Source organism: Eisenbergiella porci, assembly GCF_009696275.1.
Classification (GTDB): Bacteria; Bacillota; Clostridia; order Lachnospirales; family Lachnospiraceae; genus Eisenbergiella; species Eisenbergiella porci.
In genome coordinates this window covers 20,610-37,611 of the sequence record NZ_VUMI01000006.1, presented here as the reverse complement: position 1 = coordinate 37,611, position 17,002 = coordinate 20,610, and the positions used below count along the sequence as shown (strand labels likewise).

The following is a 17,002-nucleotide window of genomic DNA, read 5'->3' as shown; positions in this document are numbered from 1 at the left end:
AGAAAACGCTGCCAAACTGCCGCCAGCCTCATTCCTTGGGATAAAAAATACCGCCGCACTGTAAATCGGCAGTCTCTTCCCAACAGAAAAGCTGACGCATTCACAGCGCGGCGGACATTCATTGCGGCAGCCCAGCCTGGACCGCTGCAATTATCCTTCTTTTTATCCTGCTTCTTATTCTGTTTATTATTTTGTTAATTATTCTCCTAATCCCAGTCTGTTGACTGCGGAGAAAATAGCCCTCACGGAGGCTCTTGTAATATTGGAGCTTACACCCACGCCGTAGGTAACCCGGCCGCTGTCCGCATCCAGAAGATGGATATAAGCCGCTGCCTGGGAATTGGATCCGCTCTGCAGCGCATGCTCTTCGTAATCAAGCACCTTAATCCGCACGCCCAGCTCCATCTGCAGTCCCCTCTGTACGGCATCAATAGGACCGTTGCCCACAGCGGTATACTGCTTCGTCTCCCCGTGATCCGTATACTCCACGGTCACCCTGGTATCAAACTCCGAATTCGTTTCCCCGGTCAGATCATCAATCTTCAGCCTGCGGAAATGAATGGGTTCCTTCTTATCCAGATACTCTGCACGGAAGGATTCCATGATTTCATCCGGTGATACCTCGCCCTGCTTCTCGGAAATCTTCTGAATCACATTCGCAAATTCCTTATGCATGGCCTTCGGCAGCTTAAAGCCGAAATAAGTATCCATAATGAAGGCAACGCCGCCCTTCCCGGACTGGGAATTGATACGGACAATCGGCTCATATTCCCGTCCGATATCGGATGGATCGATCGGCAGATAAGGTACCTGCCAAATCTGGCTGTTTCTTTCCTTCATCGCCTGCACGCCCTTGTTGATGGCATCCTGGTGGGAACCTGAAAATGCGGTGAATACCAGCTTGCCCGCATAGGGGTGTCTGGCATCGATGGGCATCTTGCAGCATCTTTCATATATCTCGATAATTTCATTAATGTGCTCAATATTCAGCTGGGGATCGATTCCCTGAGAGAACATATTATAAGCGATGGTCAGCAGATCCACATTTCCGGTACGCTCTCCGTTTCCAAAAAGAGTTCCCTCCACTCTTTCCGCCCCGGCCAGAAGCGCCAGCTCCGAGCTTGCCACGCCGGTTCCCCGGTCATTGTGGGGATGTACGCTGAGCACGATAGTTTCCCTGTTTTTGAAATGCCGGTTCATCCATTCAATCTGATCCGCATAAACATTGGGCGTATTCATCTCCACGGTGGAAGGAAGATTTATGATCATAGGCTCTTCCTTCGTAGGCCCCCAGGTATCCTGGACTGCCGTACAGATTTCCAGCGCAAAATCCAGCTCCGTTCCCGTGAAGCTCTCCGGGGAATATTCAAGAATAATTTTACCCGGGAACTTTTCGGCGCGTTCCTTCACCATTTTGGTGCCCTTCACCGCGATAGCAATTATTTCTTCCCGGGAAGCATGGAATACCACGTCCCTCTGCAGGGTGGAGGTGGAATTGTAAATATGTACAACCGCCTGTTTACAGCCTTCAATGGATTCAAAGGTGCGGTCAATCAGCTCTTCCCTGCACTGGGTCAGCACCTGTACCCGCACGTCATCCGGTATCAGCTTACGGTCTACCAGCTGACGCAGGAAATCGAACTCTATCTGGCTCGCAGCCGGAAAGCCGATTTCGATCTCCTTAAAGCCCAGCTTTACCAGGTACTGGAACATCTCAATTTTTTCTTCCACAATCATGGGATCGATCAGCGCCTGGTTTCCATCCCGCAGGTCAACGCTGCACCACACCGGCGCCTTCTCAATCTCCTTCCCCGGCCATTCTCTTTCCGGGTAATCAATTACCGGATTCTTCCTGTATCTCTTATAATTCAGCATACGCTACCTCCTGTACAAAAACAGAACCGTCAGAGGCTTTCCCGTCCGGCTCCCGGTTTCTTACTGTATAATTACGCAGAAATTATGCAGCGAAACACTCAACTAATAATAGCACAAAAAATCAGCCCTCTCTGGCTACCGGAGCATTTGAGTTGGGCTGATTAACCTATCTATCATTCACCGAGACCGCTTTCGATCGCATTGACCAAAGCCTTCAAAGCCTCTTCTTCATCTTCACCCTCACAGGTAAGCTCTATCTCATCACCACACTTCACACATGCACCAAGTACGCTGAGAACACTTTTGGCATTCGCCGTACTGTCTCGGAACGTAAACGTAATCAGCGATTTAAACTGCATCGCTTCTTTACACAGGATGCCTGCCGGTCTTAGATGCAGCCCTGTAGGATTCTTTATAACAACCTTCTGGCTTACCATGAAAATACCTCCTGTTTCTTCTGCCCTGCAGGGAAAGCACTCCCTGCCTGCATTAAGTATATCATCATTCTGCTTACTTCTCAAGGGCTTTGCCCCGCGTTTTATGGCAGTTTTTACCCTTCAGCGTCAAAGCATAATATTCTGAATCAAATCTGCCAGCTTATGAGCCTCTTCCTCAATCATCCTCTGATCCTTGCCTTCAATCATTACGCGGACCTTAGGTTCCGTTCCGGAGGGCCTGATAAGCACCCTTCCCTCTCCTGCGAACTTACGGTTAAGCTCATCAATTGCCCCGGCAATTTCAGGGTATTCCATATATTTCTCTTTCTTGTGGTTGGGCACCTTCGCATTCACAAGCGCCTGCGGCATAACGGTCATCACCTTTGCCAGTTCGGAAAGAGGCTTCCCGGTATCCACCATTACCTCCAGAAGGTGCAGCGCGCTTAACAGGCCGTCCCCGGTGGTATTCTCATCCAGGAAAATCACATGGCCCGACTGCTCTCCGCCCAGGCTGGCTCCGATTTCACGCATGCGCTCCAGCACATAACGGTCGCCCACCTTAGTCTGTTCCATCTGCAGATGTTCTCTTTCTCCCATTTTAAAGAAGCCAAGATTACTCATTACGGTAGCAACAATGGTGTCCTTTTTCAGCTTGCCCTGATCTCTCATATGGGTGCCCACAATAGCCATAATCTGGTCACCGTCGATAATTGTGCCGTTTTCGTCCACCGCAAGAAGCCTGTCGGCATCCCCGTCAAAAGCCAGGCCTACATGAGCCTTTTCGTAAACAACTCTGGCCTGTAGCTCTTCCATATGAGTGGATCCGCAGTTGGCATTGATGTTCGTTCCATCAGGCATATTGTGTATGGGAACCACATTGGCCCCCAGCTCCCTGAGCGCTTCTACGGAAGTGTAGTAGGAAGCGCCCTCCGCACAGTCAACAACAATTTTCAGCTCCGATAAATTCACCGGCACCGACTGAATCGCGTGATTGATATATTCTTCCCTGGCATCCGTCCGGTATTTGATTTTCCCTACTCTGGAACCGGTAGGCAGCTCCACTCCCTGCATCCCATTGCGGATAAGGTCCTCGATTTCATCCTCCAGACTGTCAGGCAGCTTATAGCCGTTTCCGTCAAAAAACTTGATCCCGTTAAATTCCACGGGATTATGGGATGCGGATATCACCACGCCCGCTTCCACCTTGTACTTCTTGGTAAGATACGCTACCGCCGGCGTGGGAATGACGCCTACATAAACGGCATTCGCGCCTACGCTGCAGATTCCCGCCATCAGCGCATTGGCAAGCATATCTCCTGAAATACGGGTATCGCAGCCTACCATAATGGTGGGCCTGTGTTCATTTTCCTTTGTCAGTACGGTCGCGCCTGCCTGGCCAAGCTGCATGGCAAGAAGCGGTGTCAGTTCTTCATTTGCAACGCCGCGCACGCCGTCAGTACCAAATAATCTAGCCATATTTTCCTCTCATTCTGCCTTAACAACGGCTGTAATCTAATCTATCTGTCCCCGGCTGCAGCTTCATTTATTAATCTACAGCCGCATTCTCGGAAACAGCAGGCTTCCGGCTTATTCGCCGCCCTCTCCCTCTGCTTCAGCTGCCTTCTGTATATTCAGGCGGGCCTTCGCCGGCGCTGTCTGCGTCACTCCCGGAGGCAGGGTAAACGTAACCTCCGCCTCTGCGCTTCCTTCGGCCAGTTCTGTCTGATCCGATTTCTGCATCCATGCGGCAATATCAATAGAACCCGCCAGATTATCCACATTTACCTGATCCAGATTCGCCTGCAGTCCCCTGAGCCTCAGGGATACACGGCTGCCCTCGTCCAAAGTAACGGTATAGCCCTCCGGCACATTCTGAATCTGGATTCTGGAAGCTGCTACCTCTCTGGTGATATCCACAAGAGGCTCTATCTTCACAGTAACAGCTACCTTACCATTGAATTCTTCCCCATTCGTATTAGTCAGGCTTGTTCCCTCAGGAAGATAATTCCTTACATCAATCAGCCTTGTAACATCCGCCGTAGCGCCTGTCAGATCCAACTCATCCGCAGGAATAACGATTTCGGAAATATCCTTCACCACACTGCTCTTACCTGCAATCGTCACAGTTTCAGGGGCACAGCTCACTTCACCCGTAGCCACATAACCGACCGCCGGTTCTCCTGTTGCAGACAGGCTGACAGGTACGGTTTTCGTCTCCAGTATTGTTATGGAAACCTTGGAGGTATTCACGCTTCTGGTAATGCTGCTGTCCGTTACTTCCTTGCCCTGTGCATCCAGCAGCCTGATTTTTTCCGTAATATTTATGCTGTCCGTCAAATCGCTGACATCAGCCTCTACCACCGCATTTTTAACTTTTTCCACCACTGATTCAGGCCCTGAAATCTTCATGGCATTTCCGTCGGTTGTGGTAACCTTGCCCACGATAAAACCATCCGCAGGCTCTCCTATCTGTACTATTTCTATTACAAACTGTTTTTCCTTCTTATCTTCAACCTCCAGCTTCATGCTGTCTACGCTTCCGCTGATATCCTCTATCTGTTTGTCAATATACTTATTTACAGACAGCCTGATCGGCACTGTATTGGTAAAGGACAGCTCTGAAAAATCAGCAGTCGCCGTAATGTCACTCACATTGATATTCTCCAGGACAGAACGGCTGGCACGGACCGTCACTGTAACCGTATCCGTATCATCAAGCACCTTGTAAAGTTTATTTTCATCTGTCAGAAGATTTGTATTCCTTGTCTCGACCCTCACATCCCGGAAAACCTTCCGTTCCACCGGGTCATTGATATTGACAGCCACAAGCCACAGCAGAATGGAAAATATCACCGCCATAATTTTCAGGCCAAGATTATTCCAAAGCTTATTTGTTTTTTTCATTCTTCGGCCATCCTTTCCAGAGCCTGTGTTCCTTCTCCTCCACCGGTTTATTCTGTATTTTCTTCAGCTGCTCCTCCAATTCTGCAGAAGACAGGCCGCGGTAAAGCACACCGCTGTATGCCACGCTTATTTTGCCCGTTTCTTCGGAAACAATTACGGTCATGGAATCCGTTACCTCCGAGATACCCACGCCAGCTCTGTGACGCGTTCCCAAATCCTTGCTCAATGACATATTATCTGACAGCGGAAGATAACAGGTTGCGGAGGTAATCCGATCTCCGCGTACAATAATAGCACCGTCGTGAAGCGGTGTGTTGTGTTCAAAAATATTAATCAACAGCTGGCTGGTAATGATGCCGTCCACTTCGATTCCTGTTCTTTCATACTCCGTCAGGGGATCGTTCTGCTGGACAACAATGAGGGCGCCGGTTTTGACCTTGCCCATCTCCACACAGGCCTTTGCGATTTCATGGACCGTCTTATCGGAAAAAAGGCCCTGTTCTGTCTTTCCGATTTCAAAAGGCAGCAGGGATGCCAGAAATTCCTTTTTCCCCAGCTGCTCCAGGGCCTTACGCAGCTCCGGCTGCAGCACCACGACCAATGCAACCGCACCATACATAACCACATTCCTGGCTATCCACAGAATGGTATTCATCTCAAAAACGGCCGCAAGTATGATAAATACCATAATCAGCACAACGCCCTTGAAAAGCGCCCAGGCTTTTGTATTCTTTATCCATACCATGATGTGGTAAACGAGAAAGGAGATGATGAGTATCTCCACAATATCCGTTATCCTCAGAGATGGTACATGTGCAAAATATTTGTCTGCAAAGGTCTTAATCAGTTCCATATCCACCCAAACCCGCTATTTCCGCGCAGTGTCTCTCGAATGCGTATGTCTGGCATTTCTGCTGTTACGCTGCGTGGTAATCTTTTTCACTTTTTTCTCAGGCGTGGCCACCGTCATTTTGGGCACCGCCTTTACATAATAATAATACTCGTCATCCTCAAACTGCACCTTTTCCGTCCGGGAATAGTCCAGATTGAACCTGAAAAACTGTACGACAAACGCCGCAGCCATCGCTGCGATGCTTCCCAGAATTACACCCCCGATGGAAAAATTGGCGTCATAAATCAAATCCCCCACCATCAGGATTACGATATCCAGTAAAGCCCCTGCGACAATGGCAATTGTCCACGCATAATCCACGGAAAGCTTCCTAATCAGATAAACCATAATCACCGTCACCGCAAAAGCGGCAATAATAATCAGCATGGCCCTGTTTCCGAAAATACCGTCAAAAATATCACGGAACCTCTGGATTACGGATTCTGCCTCCGAAGAACCCAGTATGGAGGCATTGACATTCATATAGGTAATCAGATAATATACGATCACCCCGCAGGCTACGGTAACTGCGGCAAAGGGATTGCCCAGCAGACCGGCCACAAGAGGAGCCGCATAAGGGATCTTAAACGCAAACAGCATGGGAGTCACGATAACAAGAACCGCGCTTCCCGGGGAAAAACGGAAGTACAAAAGGAACATCAATAAAAATACGACCAGCGCGGCAGCCGCGCATTCCAGGGATACTTCATAAAGATGAAGCGTTACAAATCCCGCCGCAACGAACAGAATAAAGTTCTTGGGCATAAAGGAACAAATCAGAGCCACCACCAGCACCGCCGCCGCATTATCCAGCTGGCTCATGAATCCCAGCTGGCTGTTAATCATCAGCATGGAAACGAGCGCCAGGAGAAATTTCAGCACCGGCACTATATATTCCTCATATTTTACATAAAAGTTCCTGATATATTCTCTTACTACAAGTAATGATGTTGTCATAAATGTCCCTCTCAAGAATTCATGGCAGCCGCCCCGGGCAACAGGGGCCCACTCCCTTATTCCTCTTCCTCAAAGCCGTCATCCTCACCGCCCGAAAGCAGATCCAGCTCTTTGTCAAATTTAACCGTTGCTCTCAGGGCAAGGCCGTATCTTCTCTGGCTGATCACAAAGGCCGCCAGCAGATACACTCCGCAGAGCGCCAGATAGGCAAAGCCGAACTTTTTCCCAAGCCCCAGCAGATTAATGCTGTAAAAATCCGTCATCAGGCTATCCATCTCATAAACAAGATAAACAGCGAAGAGGATACAGAATGCAATAGTCACTGCAATCCAGGTCTTCAGCATCTGGAAGCCGACATAGTCACCTCTGAAATAACTGCAGACGGCCAGATTCTTCCTGCCGTCACCCGCCTCATATGCGGCCATTTTCGTCATAACCGCCACTTTATCCTTATTAATCATACCTACATTCCTCTGCCAATTGCCAGTGCTGCAAAATACACATGCTTCACACCTGCTTCCCTGCAGGCCTGTGCCACCGCGTCAATGGTGCTGCCGGTAGTGTATATGTCGTCTATAATTACAATCGTATTTAATTTTACATCATTCTGTACTATTTTAAAAGCTTTTTTCAAATTATTTTGACGCTTTGCACCCTCCAGCTCCTTCTGCGGCCTTGTATTCCGGGTTCTTTCCACGAAGCCCGTAAGAACCCGGATATCCAGCTGTTTCCCCAGTTCGGCCGCCAGCAGAGCCGCCTGGTTATACCCTCTTTTTTTCTCCCTCGCGGGGTGCAGCGGTACAGGTACCAGCGCATCCGGCTTCCATGACAGTATTTCCCTCCCCAGCCGGCTGGCCATGTCCTTCCCCAGAAACACTGCATATTCCTGTCTTCCGCCGTATTTTAGGCGGTACAGGGACAGCCTTATACTGCCATAGGAATACAGTGCGGCCCCTCTGTCATATATATGCCTTTTAGACCCGCAGTCATAACAATATTCGTTTTCTGCCTTCTCAAGTTGTTTTCCGCATTTCCGGCATCTTGGTTCTTTTATGTAAATCAGTTTATCCCTGCACTCGCTGCAGATATATGCGTTGGAAGGCTTTACAGGCCTGTCACACACGGGGCAGCGTCTGGGAAATGCCAGATCCAAAAGCATTTGCGGTAGTGTACTCCATACATTTTTCTTCATCAGGCTCCTTTAAGCCATGACTTCCTTAATCCTCACATCCAGGCTTGTATAGCGCCTGGCCTCACTTTCATTGGCGATCATATCCTGCACCACCTGCCTGCTTCCCAGGATCGTCACACAGCTTCTCGCCCTGGTCACGCCCGTGTAAAGAAGATTCCGGTTAAAAAGCATTCTCGGGCCGCCCAGCAGCGGCATGATAACCGCCGGATACTCGCTTCCCTGGGACTTGTGGATGGTGATGGCATACGCCAGCTCCACCTCTTCCAGCTGGGCGAAGGCATAAGAAACACGTCTTTGCTCATCAAACTCAATCGTCACAGTCTGCCCATATTCATCGATCTCCTTCAGGATTCCCATATCCCCATTAAAAATCCCCACGCCATGATCCACAGGTATCCCGTATTTACTCACGATTTCCCACTCCAGCTGATAGTTGTTTTTCGTCTGCATTACCTTGTCCCCTTCCCGGAACAGCGTGGCGCCGGACTGATACTCCTTCTTGGAGGCGTCCTTCGGGTTCAGATAGGCCTGCAGAATCTGATTCAGTGCCTCCACTCCCAGATTTCCCTTACGCATGGGTGTCAGCACCTGGATATCAAAAGGCCCGGACTTCACATATCTGGGAAGCTTTTCCTGAATCAGCAGAATCATATGCTTATAAATAACCTGGACATCGCTGCGTTCTAGGAAAAAGAAATCCCTGCTTTTATTATCCAGCGGAATCTCCTGGCCATTATTGATTTTATGGGCGTTGACCACGATATCGCTTTCCCCGGCCTGGCGGAAAATCTTTTTCAGCTCAACTACGGAAAAGCTTCCGCTGTCTATCAAATCACGGAGCACCTGTCCCGGTCCCACAGACGGCAGCTGGTTCACATCCCCCACCAGAATCAGCCTGGTTCCCGGCGTAACTGCACGCAGAAGCGACTGGAACAAATGAATATCCACCATGGACATCTCATCCACAATGACAACATCCGCTTCCAGTGGATTTTCCTCATTTTTCTCAAAACGGGCATTCTTACCGTATCGATTCTCCTCCTCCAGCATGGCGCCGTTGAGCTCAAGCAGACGGTGAATGGTGCGCGCTTCATAGCCGGTGGCTTCCGTCATCCGCTTTGCCGCCCTGCCGGTAGGCGCTGCCAGAAGGATATCCAGCCCCTCCGCCTCAAAATAACGGATCATAGTATTGATCGTGGTTGTTTTTCCCGTTCCCGGCCCTCCTGAAAGGATAAAAATACCATGCTTAATGCTTTCCAGAACCGCCTGCTGCTGCAGCTCCTCCAGTTCAATACCCAGTCTGCGGGCCAGCTTTTCTATCTCCGCAAGCATCTTCTCTTCTTCAGAGGGAAGCAGCTCCCCGCCGAAAACCATGCTTACATTCAGCTCCTGCAGCATACGCGCACAGGCAAGCTCCGCATAATAGAAGGAGGAGGCATACACCGATTTATTTTCTCCGTCCTGCTTCACCATGATTTTTTTATCCATGGCCAGGTTGGGAATCTGGATGCTTACATAATCCTTCTGCAGCCCCAGAAGCGCCGCCGCTTTTGCAGTCAGCTCCTGATAAGGAAGGAAGGTATGCCCGTCCATGGCCGCCAGCTGCAGGGTATACAGAATGCCGCTCCTGATACGGAAATCCGAATCCGTGTGGATACCAATTCTTGCCGCCAGCTCATCCGCTCTTTTAAAGCCGATGCCTTCTATGTCCTCCGCCAGGCGATAAGGATTTTCCTCCAGTACTCCATAAACCTCCATGCCATAGGTATTATATATTTTAATGGCAAGCGTATTGGAAATGCCGAATTTCTGCAGATAAATCATGGCCTCCCGCATACCCTTCTTTTCTTCCATCAGAGTGCTGATTTCCATGGCCTTCCGTTCACTGATCCCTTTGATTTCAGCCAGCCGCTCCGGTTCCTGTTCTATGATACGGAAGGTATCCTTACCGAATTTTTTTACAATACGGGCCGCCAGAGACGGGCCGATCCCCTTGATAGCGCCGGATCCCAGATAGCGTTCGATGCTGCTTTCATCCTCAGGGGCCACAGCTTCATAGCTTTCCACCTTGAACTGGCTTCCGTATACCGCATGCTCCACATAGCCGCCTGTCAGCTCCAGATTTTCGCCCTCATCCAGGGCGCGGAAGGTGCCCACGCAGGTAACCTCTTCGCCTTCGGCCACCAGCTCAAAAACCGAATAACCGTTTCCGGTATTTCTGTATATAATATGTTCCACGTAACCTGATATTTTTTCCACCGGTAAACTCCTAACATCTCTGTTCTAATCAGACCGGGTGTCAAAAGGGCTACCCCGACGGAGTAGCCCTGAATCTATACCTTGTCAAATACTGCTTAAATTTCGTCCTTATATCCTACCAGGAATTCCACATATTTACCTGTGCCGATTGCCACTGCCGTCATGGGATCCTCTGCGGTCATGGTGTTGATTCCCGTCCTGTCGGAAATCAGCTCCTCCAGCCCGCGCAGAAGGCTGCCGCCGCCGGTAAGCACGATTCCGCGATCCGCGATATCCGCAGCCAGCTCCGGAGGAGTTCTCTCCAGCACGCTGTGGATGGCTTCCACGATCTGCAGGGTAGGCTCTCTGAGGGCTTCCTCCGTTTCCTCAGAGGAAACCTTCACTGTTTTGGGAAGGCCGGTTACCAGGTTACGTCCCCTGACATCCATAAAATCAGGTTCGGGACGCTTATAGGCGGAACCAATCTTTATCTTGATATCCTCTGCGGTTCTTTCGCCAATCAGAAGGTTATGTTTTTTACGCATATAGCGTACCAATGACTCGTCAAAATCATCACCGGCAATCTTAATAGAGGCGCTGACTACCGTACCGCCCAGAGAAATTACAGCGATATCCGAAGTACCGCCGCCGATATCCACAATCATATTACCGCAGGGACGGGAAATATCGATGCCTGCACCAATGGCTGCCGCAATCGGCTCCTCTATAATGGAAACCTCGCGTGCGCCTGCCTGATAGGTTGCATCCTCAACAGCCTTCTTCTCAACCTCTGTTACACCGCTGGGAACACAGACTGCGATCCTGGGCTTTCTGAAGGTCTTCCTGCCAAGCGCCTTCTGGATAAAATGCTTCAGCATCTTTTCAGTAACTGTATAATCGGAAATAACACCCTGGCGAAGCGGCCTTACCGCAACAATATTGCCGGGCGTACGTCCAAGCATCAGTCTGGCATCCTCGCCGATGGCCTTGATTTTATTCGTGTCTCTGTCAAACGCTACTACGCTGGGCTCTTTCAGAACAACGCCCTTTCCTCTGATATACACTAAAATACTGGCGGTACCCAGGTCAATTCCAATATCTGTATACTGCATAATTTCCTCCATTCCAAATGAAGATGGCGCGGAAGACTGTCCAATAAATCCCCTGCGCTTCCTTCTGCCTCTATTATATTATGGACCATTCTTTATGAATCAAGCATATATTTTACAAATTACGTAAAATTGCGAAATATCAATGAAAAAAACCTGTCGGACGCAAGCGTAAAATATACCGTCTGTTATTATAACCTAAAAACGTTCTTATGGAAAGTCTTTTCATAAAAATTTAAAGAATACACCGCTTTACCGCATAGTTGCAGGCGGCAATACAGAATCAGGGCCTTACAGCGCAAAATATTAACGGTAAAGCGATGTATTCCTTAGAATCTATTGGTTTTTTCAATCTGCCTGGTTCTTTTTTCTCTGCATCCAGTTTACAGCAGAATTTCTAAGCGGAAATTTTATGCAGTTTTCTGTTCTTACATAATTAATCCATCGGCGAGTGTTTCGCCTTTTCCAGCATCTTCCCTACATAATAGCCGGTATAGGAGCCTTCACAGGCCGCCACATTTTCCGGCGTGCCTTCCGCGATCACGGTTCCGCCGCCATCTCCGCCTTCCGGCCCCATATCTATGATGTAATCCGCAGTTTTGATCACATCCAGGTTGTGCTCAATAACGATAACCGTATTGCCTCCGTCGGCCAGCCGGTGCAGTATTTCCACCAGCTTGTGCACATCCGCAAAATGAAGGCCTGTTGTAGGTTCATCCAGAATATAGATTGTCTTTCCCGTACTCCTGCGGCTCAGCTCCGTAGCCAGCTTGATCCGCTGTGCCTCGCCGCCTGAAAGGGTTGTGGAGGGTTGTCCCAGCTTGATGTAGGAAAGGCCCACATCGTAGAGCGTTTCTATCTTTCTGCGGATACTGGGAACGTTTTCGAAGAAGCCAACCGCTTCCTCCACGGTCATATCCAGCACGTCAAAAATACTTTTTCCTTTATACTTAACCTCCAGAGTCTCCCTGTTATAACGTTTGCCGCCGCAGACCTCGCAGGGTACATATACATCGGGCAGGAAATGCATTTCAATCTTGATGATTCCGTCGCCGCCGCAGGCCTCGCATCTTCCGCCTTTCACATTGAAGCTGAATCTTCCTTTCTTGTATCCCTTTGCCTTGGCATCCTGGGTAGACGCAAACAGATCACGGATCATATCAAATACGCCGGTATAGGTGGCCGGATTGGAACGGGGCGTACGGCCGATGGGGGACTGATCAATATCAATGACCTTATCCAGCTGGTCGATTCCTTCGATTCCCTTATTTTTCCCGGGTATTGTTCTGGCTCTGTTCAGGTCGCGTGCCAGTGTCTTATAAAGTATTTCATTCACCAGGGAGCTTTTTCCCGAACCGGAAACGCCGGTTACACAGGTCATGACTCCCAGGGGGAACTTCACATCAATATTCCTCAGGTTATTCTCCGCGGCGCCCTTTACCTTAATCCATCCCGCAGGCTTCCTGCGTTTTTCGGGAACCGGAATGGATAGCGCCCCGCTCAGATACTGTCCCGTGATGGATTCCGGTATATTCATCAGCTCCTGCGCCGTACCGCAGGCAACCACCTCACCGCCATGAGAGCCTGCGCCGGGACCGATATCCACGATATAGTCCGCCGCCAGCATGGTATCCTCGTCATGCTCCACAACGAGAAGCGTATTTCCTAAATCACGGAGATTTTTCAGCGTGTTCAGAAGCTTATCGTTGTCACGCTGATGCAGTCCGATACTTGGCTCATCCAGGATATAGCATACGCCTACCAGGCCGGATCCAATCTGGGTTGCAAGACGGATACGCTGCGCCTCACCGCCTGACAGTGTTCCCGTAGCTCTTGACAGGGACAGGTATTCCAGTCCCACATCCACCAGGAAACCGACCCTCGCCCTGATTTCCTTCAGGATCTGTTTGCCGATAAGCTCCTGCTGTTTTGTCAGCTGCATATTATCCAGATATTCCTTCAGATTGCGGATGGACATGGAAGTAACCTCGTAAATATTCCTGTCGCATACCGTTACGGCCAGCGCTGCTTTTTTCAGTCGCATCCCCTGGCAGACATTACAGGGAGTAATGCTCATGAAGGTTTCATACTCCTGCTTCATAACATCTGACGCAGTCTCCCTGTAGCGGCGCTCCACATTCTTAATCAGCCCCTCAAAGGCCACCGGATACACGCCTTTTCCCCGCTGTCCCTGATAGAAGACCTCCACCTCACGGCCGCCGGTTCCATGAATCAGTACATCCTTTATCTTATCCGGATACTTTTCAAAAGGGGTATCCAGGCTGAAATGATATTCCTTGGCCAACGCCTGCAGGATTGCATTGGTAAAGCTGGAAGTATCGTTGCAGGACTGCCATCCCATTACCGCAATCGCGCCTTCATTGATGCTCAGCCGTTTATCGGGAATCATCAGATCCACATCAAATTCCATCTTATAGCCCAGGCCGAAGCACTCCGGGCAGGCGCCGAAGGGGTTGTTGAAGGAAAAGCTTCTTGGCTCGATTTCATCAACGCTGATTCCGCAGTCAGGGCAGGCGAAGCTCTGGCTGAAGGTCATGGTTTCCCCGTCTATGACATCCACAATAAGCAGTCCGTCCGTAAGCGCAAGCACGCTTTCAATGGAGTCCGTAAGGCGGCGTTCGATACCCTCCTTAACCACCAGACGATCCACAACGATTTCTATATTATGCTTGATATTTTTATCCAGCTTGATTTCTTCCGACAGCTCATACAGGTTTCCGTCCACTCTTACACGGACGTAGCCGCTTCTTTTGGCGCGTTCCAGCACCTTGGCATGCTCGCCCTTCCTGCCCCTTACTACGGGCGCCAGCAGCTGTATCCTGGAACCGTCGGGCAGGCCCATAATTTGATCTACCATCTGATCTACCGTCTGCTTTTTAATTTCCTTTCCGCACTTGGGGCAGTGGGGGATACCGATCCGGGCATATAAAAGACGGAAATAGTCATAAATCTCGGTTACGGTTCCCACTGTAGATCTGGGGTTTCTATTGGTGGATTTCTGGTCGATGGATATCGCCGGAGAAAGCCCTTCGATTTTTTCCACGTTAGGCTTTTCCATCTGTCCCAGGAACTGTCTTGCATAGGACGACAGGGACTCCATATACCTTCTCTGTCCCTCCGCATAAATTGTGTCAAATGCAAGTGAAGATTTTCCCGAACCGGACAATCCGGTCAGGACTACCAGTTCATTTCTGGGTATATCCACGTCTATATTCTTCAGATTATGCTCATTCGCCCCACGGATTTTTATAAATTCACGGGGTCTCATCTTTATGCTTTCCTGTTCCATGCTCTGGTCTGTGCTCCTTTCAAAGCAGGCCGGACCCGCCGGCCCGCGCCGTATTCTTTCCTAACCATCCTGTTTCCGGACAGTTATCCTTATTCCTTCATTTTTGCCAATGTTTTCTTAAGCTCTACCATCTTGTCACGCAGTTCTGCGGCAGCTTCGAAATTCAAATCCGCAGCGGCCTGCTTCATCTTCTTCTGGATATCTCCAATCAGCTTCTCCAGCTCCTTCTCGTCCATGGATTCAGGATCCTTTTCAAAGCGTACCTCTTCCTTGGCGATTACCTTCGATATACTAATCAAATCACGCACGCTCTTTTTAATGGTCTGCGGCGTAATTCCGTGTTCTTCGTTATATTTCTGCTGGATTTCCCTACGCCTGTTAGTTTCGCTGATGGCGGCATTCATGGAATCCGTCATGTTATCCGCATACATGATAACATGCCCTTCCGCATTTCTGGCCGCACGGCCAATCGTCTGTATCAATGAAGTCTCGGAACGCAGAAAGCCCTCTTTATCGGCGTCCAGGATGGCCACAAGGGAAATCTCTGGGATATCCAGGCCTTCTCTGAGCAGGTTGATACCCACAAGGACATCGAATACATCCAGCCGCATATCCCGGATGATTTCCGCCCGTTCCAGCGTATCAATATCGGAATGCAGGTACTTCACCCGGATTCCCACCTCACGCATATAATCGGTTAAATCCTCTGCCATACGCTTTGTCAGCGTAGTCACCAGCACCTTGTTGTGTTTATCCGTTTCCTTTCTGATTTCACCGATCAGGTCATCGATCTGTCCTTCCACAGGGCGCACGATAACCTCCGGATCAAGCAGTCCGGTAGGACGGATAATCTGCTCCGTACGCAGCAGCTCATGCGCCTCTTCATAAGCGGAAGGCGTTGCGGACACAAAAAGCAGCTGATCAATATGTGATTCAAACTCTTCAAAATTCAGCGGCCGGTTATCCAACGCGGAGGGCAGTCGGAAGCCATAATCAACAAGCGTCATCTTCCTGGAACGGTCGCCCGCGAACATTCCTCTGATCTGGGGAATAGTAATATGGGACTCATCTATCATAATCAGGAAATCATCCCCGAAAAAGTCAAGGAGTGTCATAGGCGGTTCACCGGGCTGCGTGCCGTTCAGATGTCTGGAATAGTTTTCAATACCGGAGCAGAACCCGGTCTCACGCAGCATCTCAATATCAAAGTTAGTCCTTTCAGAAATACGCTGTGCCTCCAGAAGCTTGTCTTCTCCCTTAAAATACCGGATACGCTCTTCCAGCTCCTGTTCAATATTATCACAGGCTATATTTATCTTTCCCTGGGAAACCACATAATGGGAGGCGGGGAAAATAGCGATATGCTCCAATGTAGCATGCAGCTTCCCGCTCAGCGGATCCACCTGGGCAATCCGATCAATCTCGTCCCCGAAAAATTCCACCCTTATCAGGTAATCGCCGCCCTGCGCCGGATAAATCTCCACACTGTCCCCGCGGACACGGAAGCAGCCGCGGCTTAAATCCATATCATTTCTGTCATATTGTATGTCTATCAGTTCCCGCAGAACCGCATCCCTGTCCTTCACCATGCCGGGGCGCAATGAAACAATCATGTCCTTGTATTCATCCGGGCTTCCCAGACCGTAAATGCAGGACACGCTGGCCACCACAATGACATCCTTGCGCTCCGCCAGCGATGCGGTAGCTGACAGGCGCAGCTTGTCTATTTCATCGTTGATGGAGGAATCCTTGGCAATGTAGGTGTCTGAGGAAGGGACGTAGGCTTCCGGCTGGTAATAGTCGTAGTAGGAAACAAAATACTCCACTGCGTTGTTTGGGAAAAATTCTTTGAATTCTCCATATAACTGGCCTGCTAATGTCTTGTTATGGGCAATAATCAAAGTTGGCTTATTCAGGGCCTGGATAACATTAGCCATGGTAAAGGTCTTACCGGAGCCGGTAACACCAAGTAATGTCTGAAACTGATTGCCTTCCTGAAAACCTTTCACCAGTTCGGCGATGGCGTGGGGCTGATCACCGGTTGGTTTATATTCTGATACTAATTCAAAATGATCCATATTTTTCTCC

At 49.6% G+C, this 17,002-nt stretch carries 12 protein-coding genes; all 12 read right to left on the bottom strand.

What is annotated here, in order from left to right:
- Nucleotides 1-198 precede the first annotated feature (198 nt).
- On the bottom strand, nucleotides 199-1,875 hold the full coding sequence (leuA, locus tag FYJ45_RS05180) for a 2-isopropylmalate synthase (protein ID WP_021638724.1): 1,677 nt from the start codon (nucleotides 1,873-1,875) through the stop codon (nucleotides 199-201).
- A 173-nt stretch (nucleotides 1,876-2,048) separates the two neighbouring features.
- Entirely contained in the window at nucleotides 2,049-2,312 is a 264-nt protein-coding gene (locus tag FYJ45_RS05175) for an HPr family phosphocarrier protein (RefSeq protein ID WP_009251435.1), read from the bottom strand.
- A 126-nt stretch (nucleotides 2,313-2,438) separates the two neighbouring features.
- Nucleotides 2,439-3,788 (bottom strand): phosphoglucosamine mutase, encoded by a 1,350-nt coding sequence (glmM, locus tag FYJ45_RS05170; protein ID WP_021638726.1) that lies wholly within the window; start codon nucleotides 3,786-3,788, stop codon nucleotides 2,439-2,441.
- Between the two features lie 111 nt (nucleotides 3,789-3,899).
- Nucleotides 3,900-5,216, bottom strand: a complete 1,317-nt coding sequence (locus FYJ45_RS05165) for a CdaR family protein (protein WP_154463743.1) — start codon at nucleotides 5,214-5,216, stop codon at nucleotides 3,900-3,902.
- Nucleotides 5,200-6,069 carry a diadenylate cyclase CdaA gene (gene cdaA / locus FYJ45_RS05160; RefSeq protein ID WP_154463742.1) on the bottom strand — a complete coding sequence of 290 codons (870 nt, stop codon included), beginning with the start codon at nucleotides 6,067-6,069 and terminating at the stop codon, nucleotides 5,200-5,202. The genes FYJ45_RS05165 and cdaA overlap by 17 nt, the downstream gene beginning before the upstream one ends.
- A 15-nt stretch (nucleotides 6,070-6,084) precedes the next feature.
- Nucleotides 6,085-7,065 (bottom strand): hypothetical protein, encoded by a 981-nt coding sequence (locus FYJ45_RS05155; RefSeq protein WP_021638729.1) that lies wholly within the window; start codon nucleotides 7,063-7,065, stop codon nucleotides 6,085-6,087.
- A gap of 56 nt (nucleotides 7,066-7,121) precedes the next feature.
- Nucleotides 7,122-7,526 carry a hypothetical protein gene (locus FYJ45_RS05150; protein ID WP_154463741.1) on the bottom strand — a complete coding sequence of 135 codons (405 nt, stop codon included), beginning with the start codon at nucleotides 7,524-7,526 and terminating at the stop codon, nucleotides 7,122-7,124.
- Nucleotides 7,527-7,528: 2 nt separating this feature from the next.
- Nucleotides 7,529-8,257: a ComF family protein gene (locus tag FYJ45_RS05145; RefSeq protein WP_154463740.1), complete on the bottom strand. Its 729-nt coding sequence runs from the start codon at nucleotides 8,255-8,257 to the stop codon at nucleotides 7,529-7,531.
- A 9-nt stretch (nucleotides 8,258-8,266) separates the two neighbouring features.
- Nucleotides 8,267-10,516 (bottom strand): SF1B family DNA helicase RecD2, encoded by a 2,250-nt coding sequence (gene recD2, locus FYJ45_RS05140; protein WP_276891201.1) that lies wholly within the window; start codon nucleotides 10,514-10,516, stop codon nucleotides 8,267-8,269.
- Nucleotides 10,517-10,611: 95 nt separating this feature from the next.
- Nucleotides 10,612-11,607, bottom strand: coding sequence for a rod shape-determining protein (gene mreB / locus FYJ45_RS05135; RefSeq protein ID WP_025488416.1), 996 nt, complete (start codon nucleotides 11,605-11,607; stop codon nucleotides 10,612-10,614).
- A gap of 433 nt (nucleotides 11,608-12,040) precedes the next feature.
- Nucleotides 12,041-14,893, bottom strand: coding sequence for an excinuclease ABC subunit UvrA (uvrA, locus tag FYJ45_RS05130; protein WP_235930588.1), 2,853 nt, complete (start codon nucleotides 14,891-14,893; stop codon nucleotides 12,041-12,043).
- A 110-nt stretch (nucleotides 14,894-15,003) separates the two neighbouring features.
- Nucleotides 15,004-16,992 (bottom strand): excinuclease ABC subunit UvrB, encoded by a 1,989-nt coding sequence (gene uvrB, locus FYJ45_RS05125; RefSeq protein WP_025488414.1) that lies wholly within the window; start codon nucleotides 16,990-16,992, stop codon nucleotides 15,004-15,006.
- Nucleotides 16,993-17,002 lie beyond the last annotated feature (10 nt).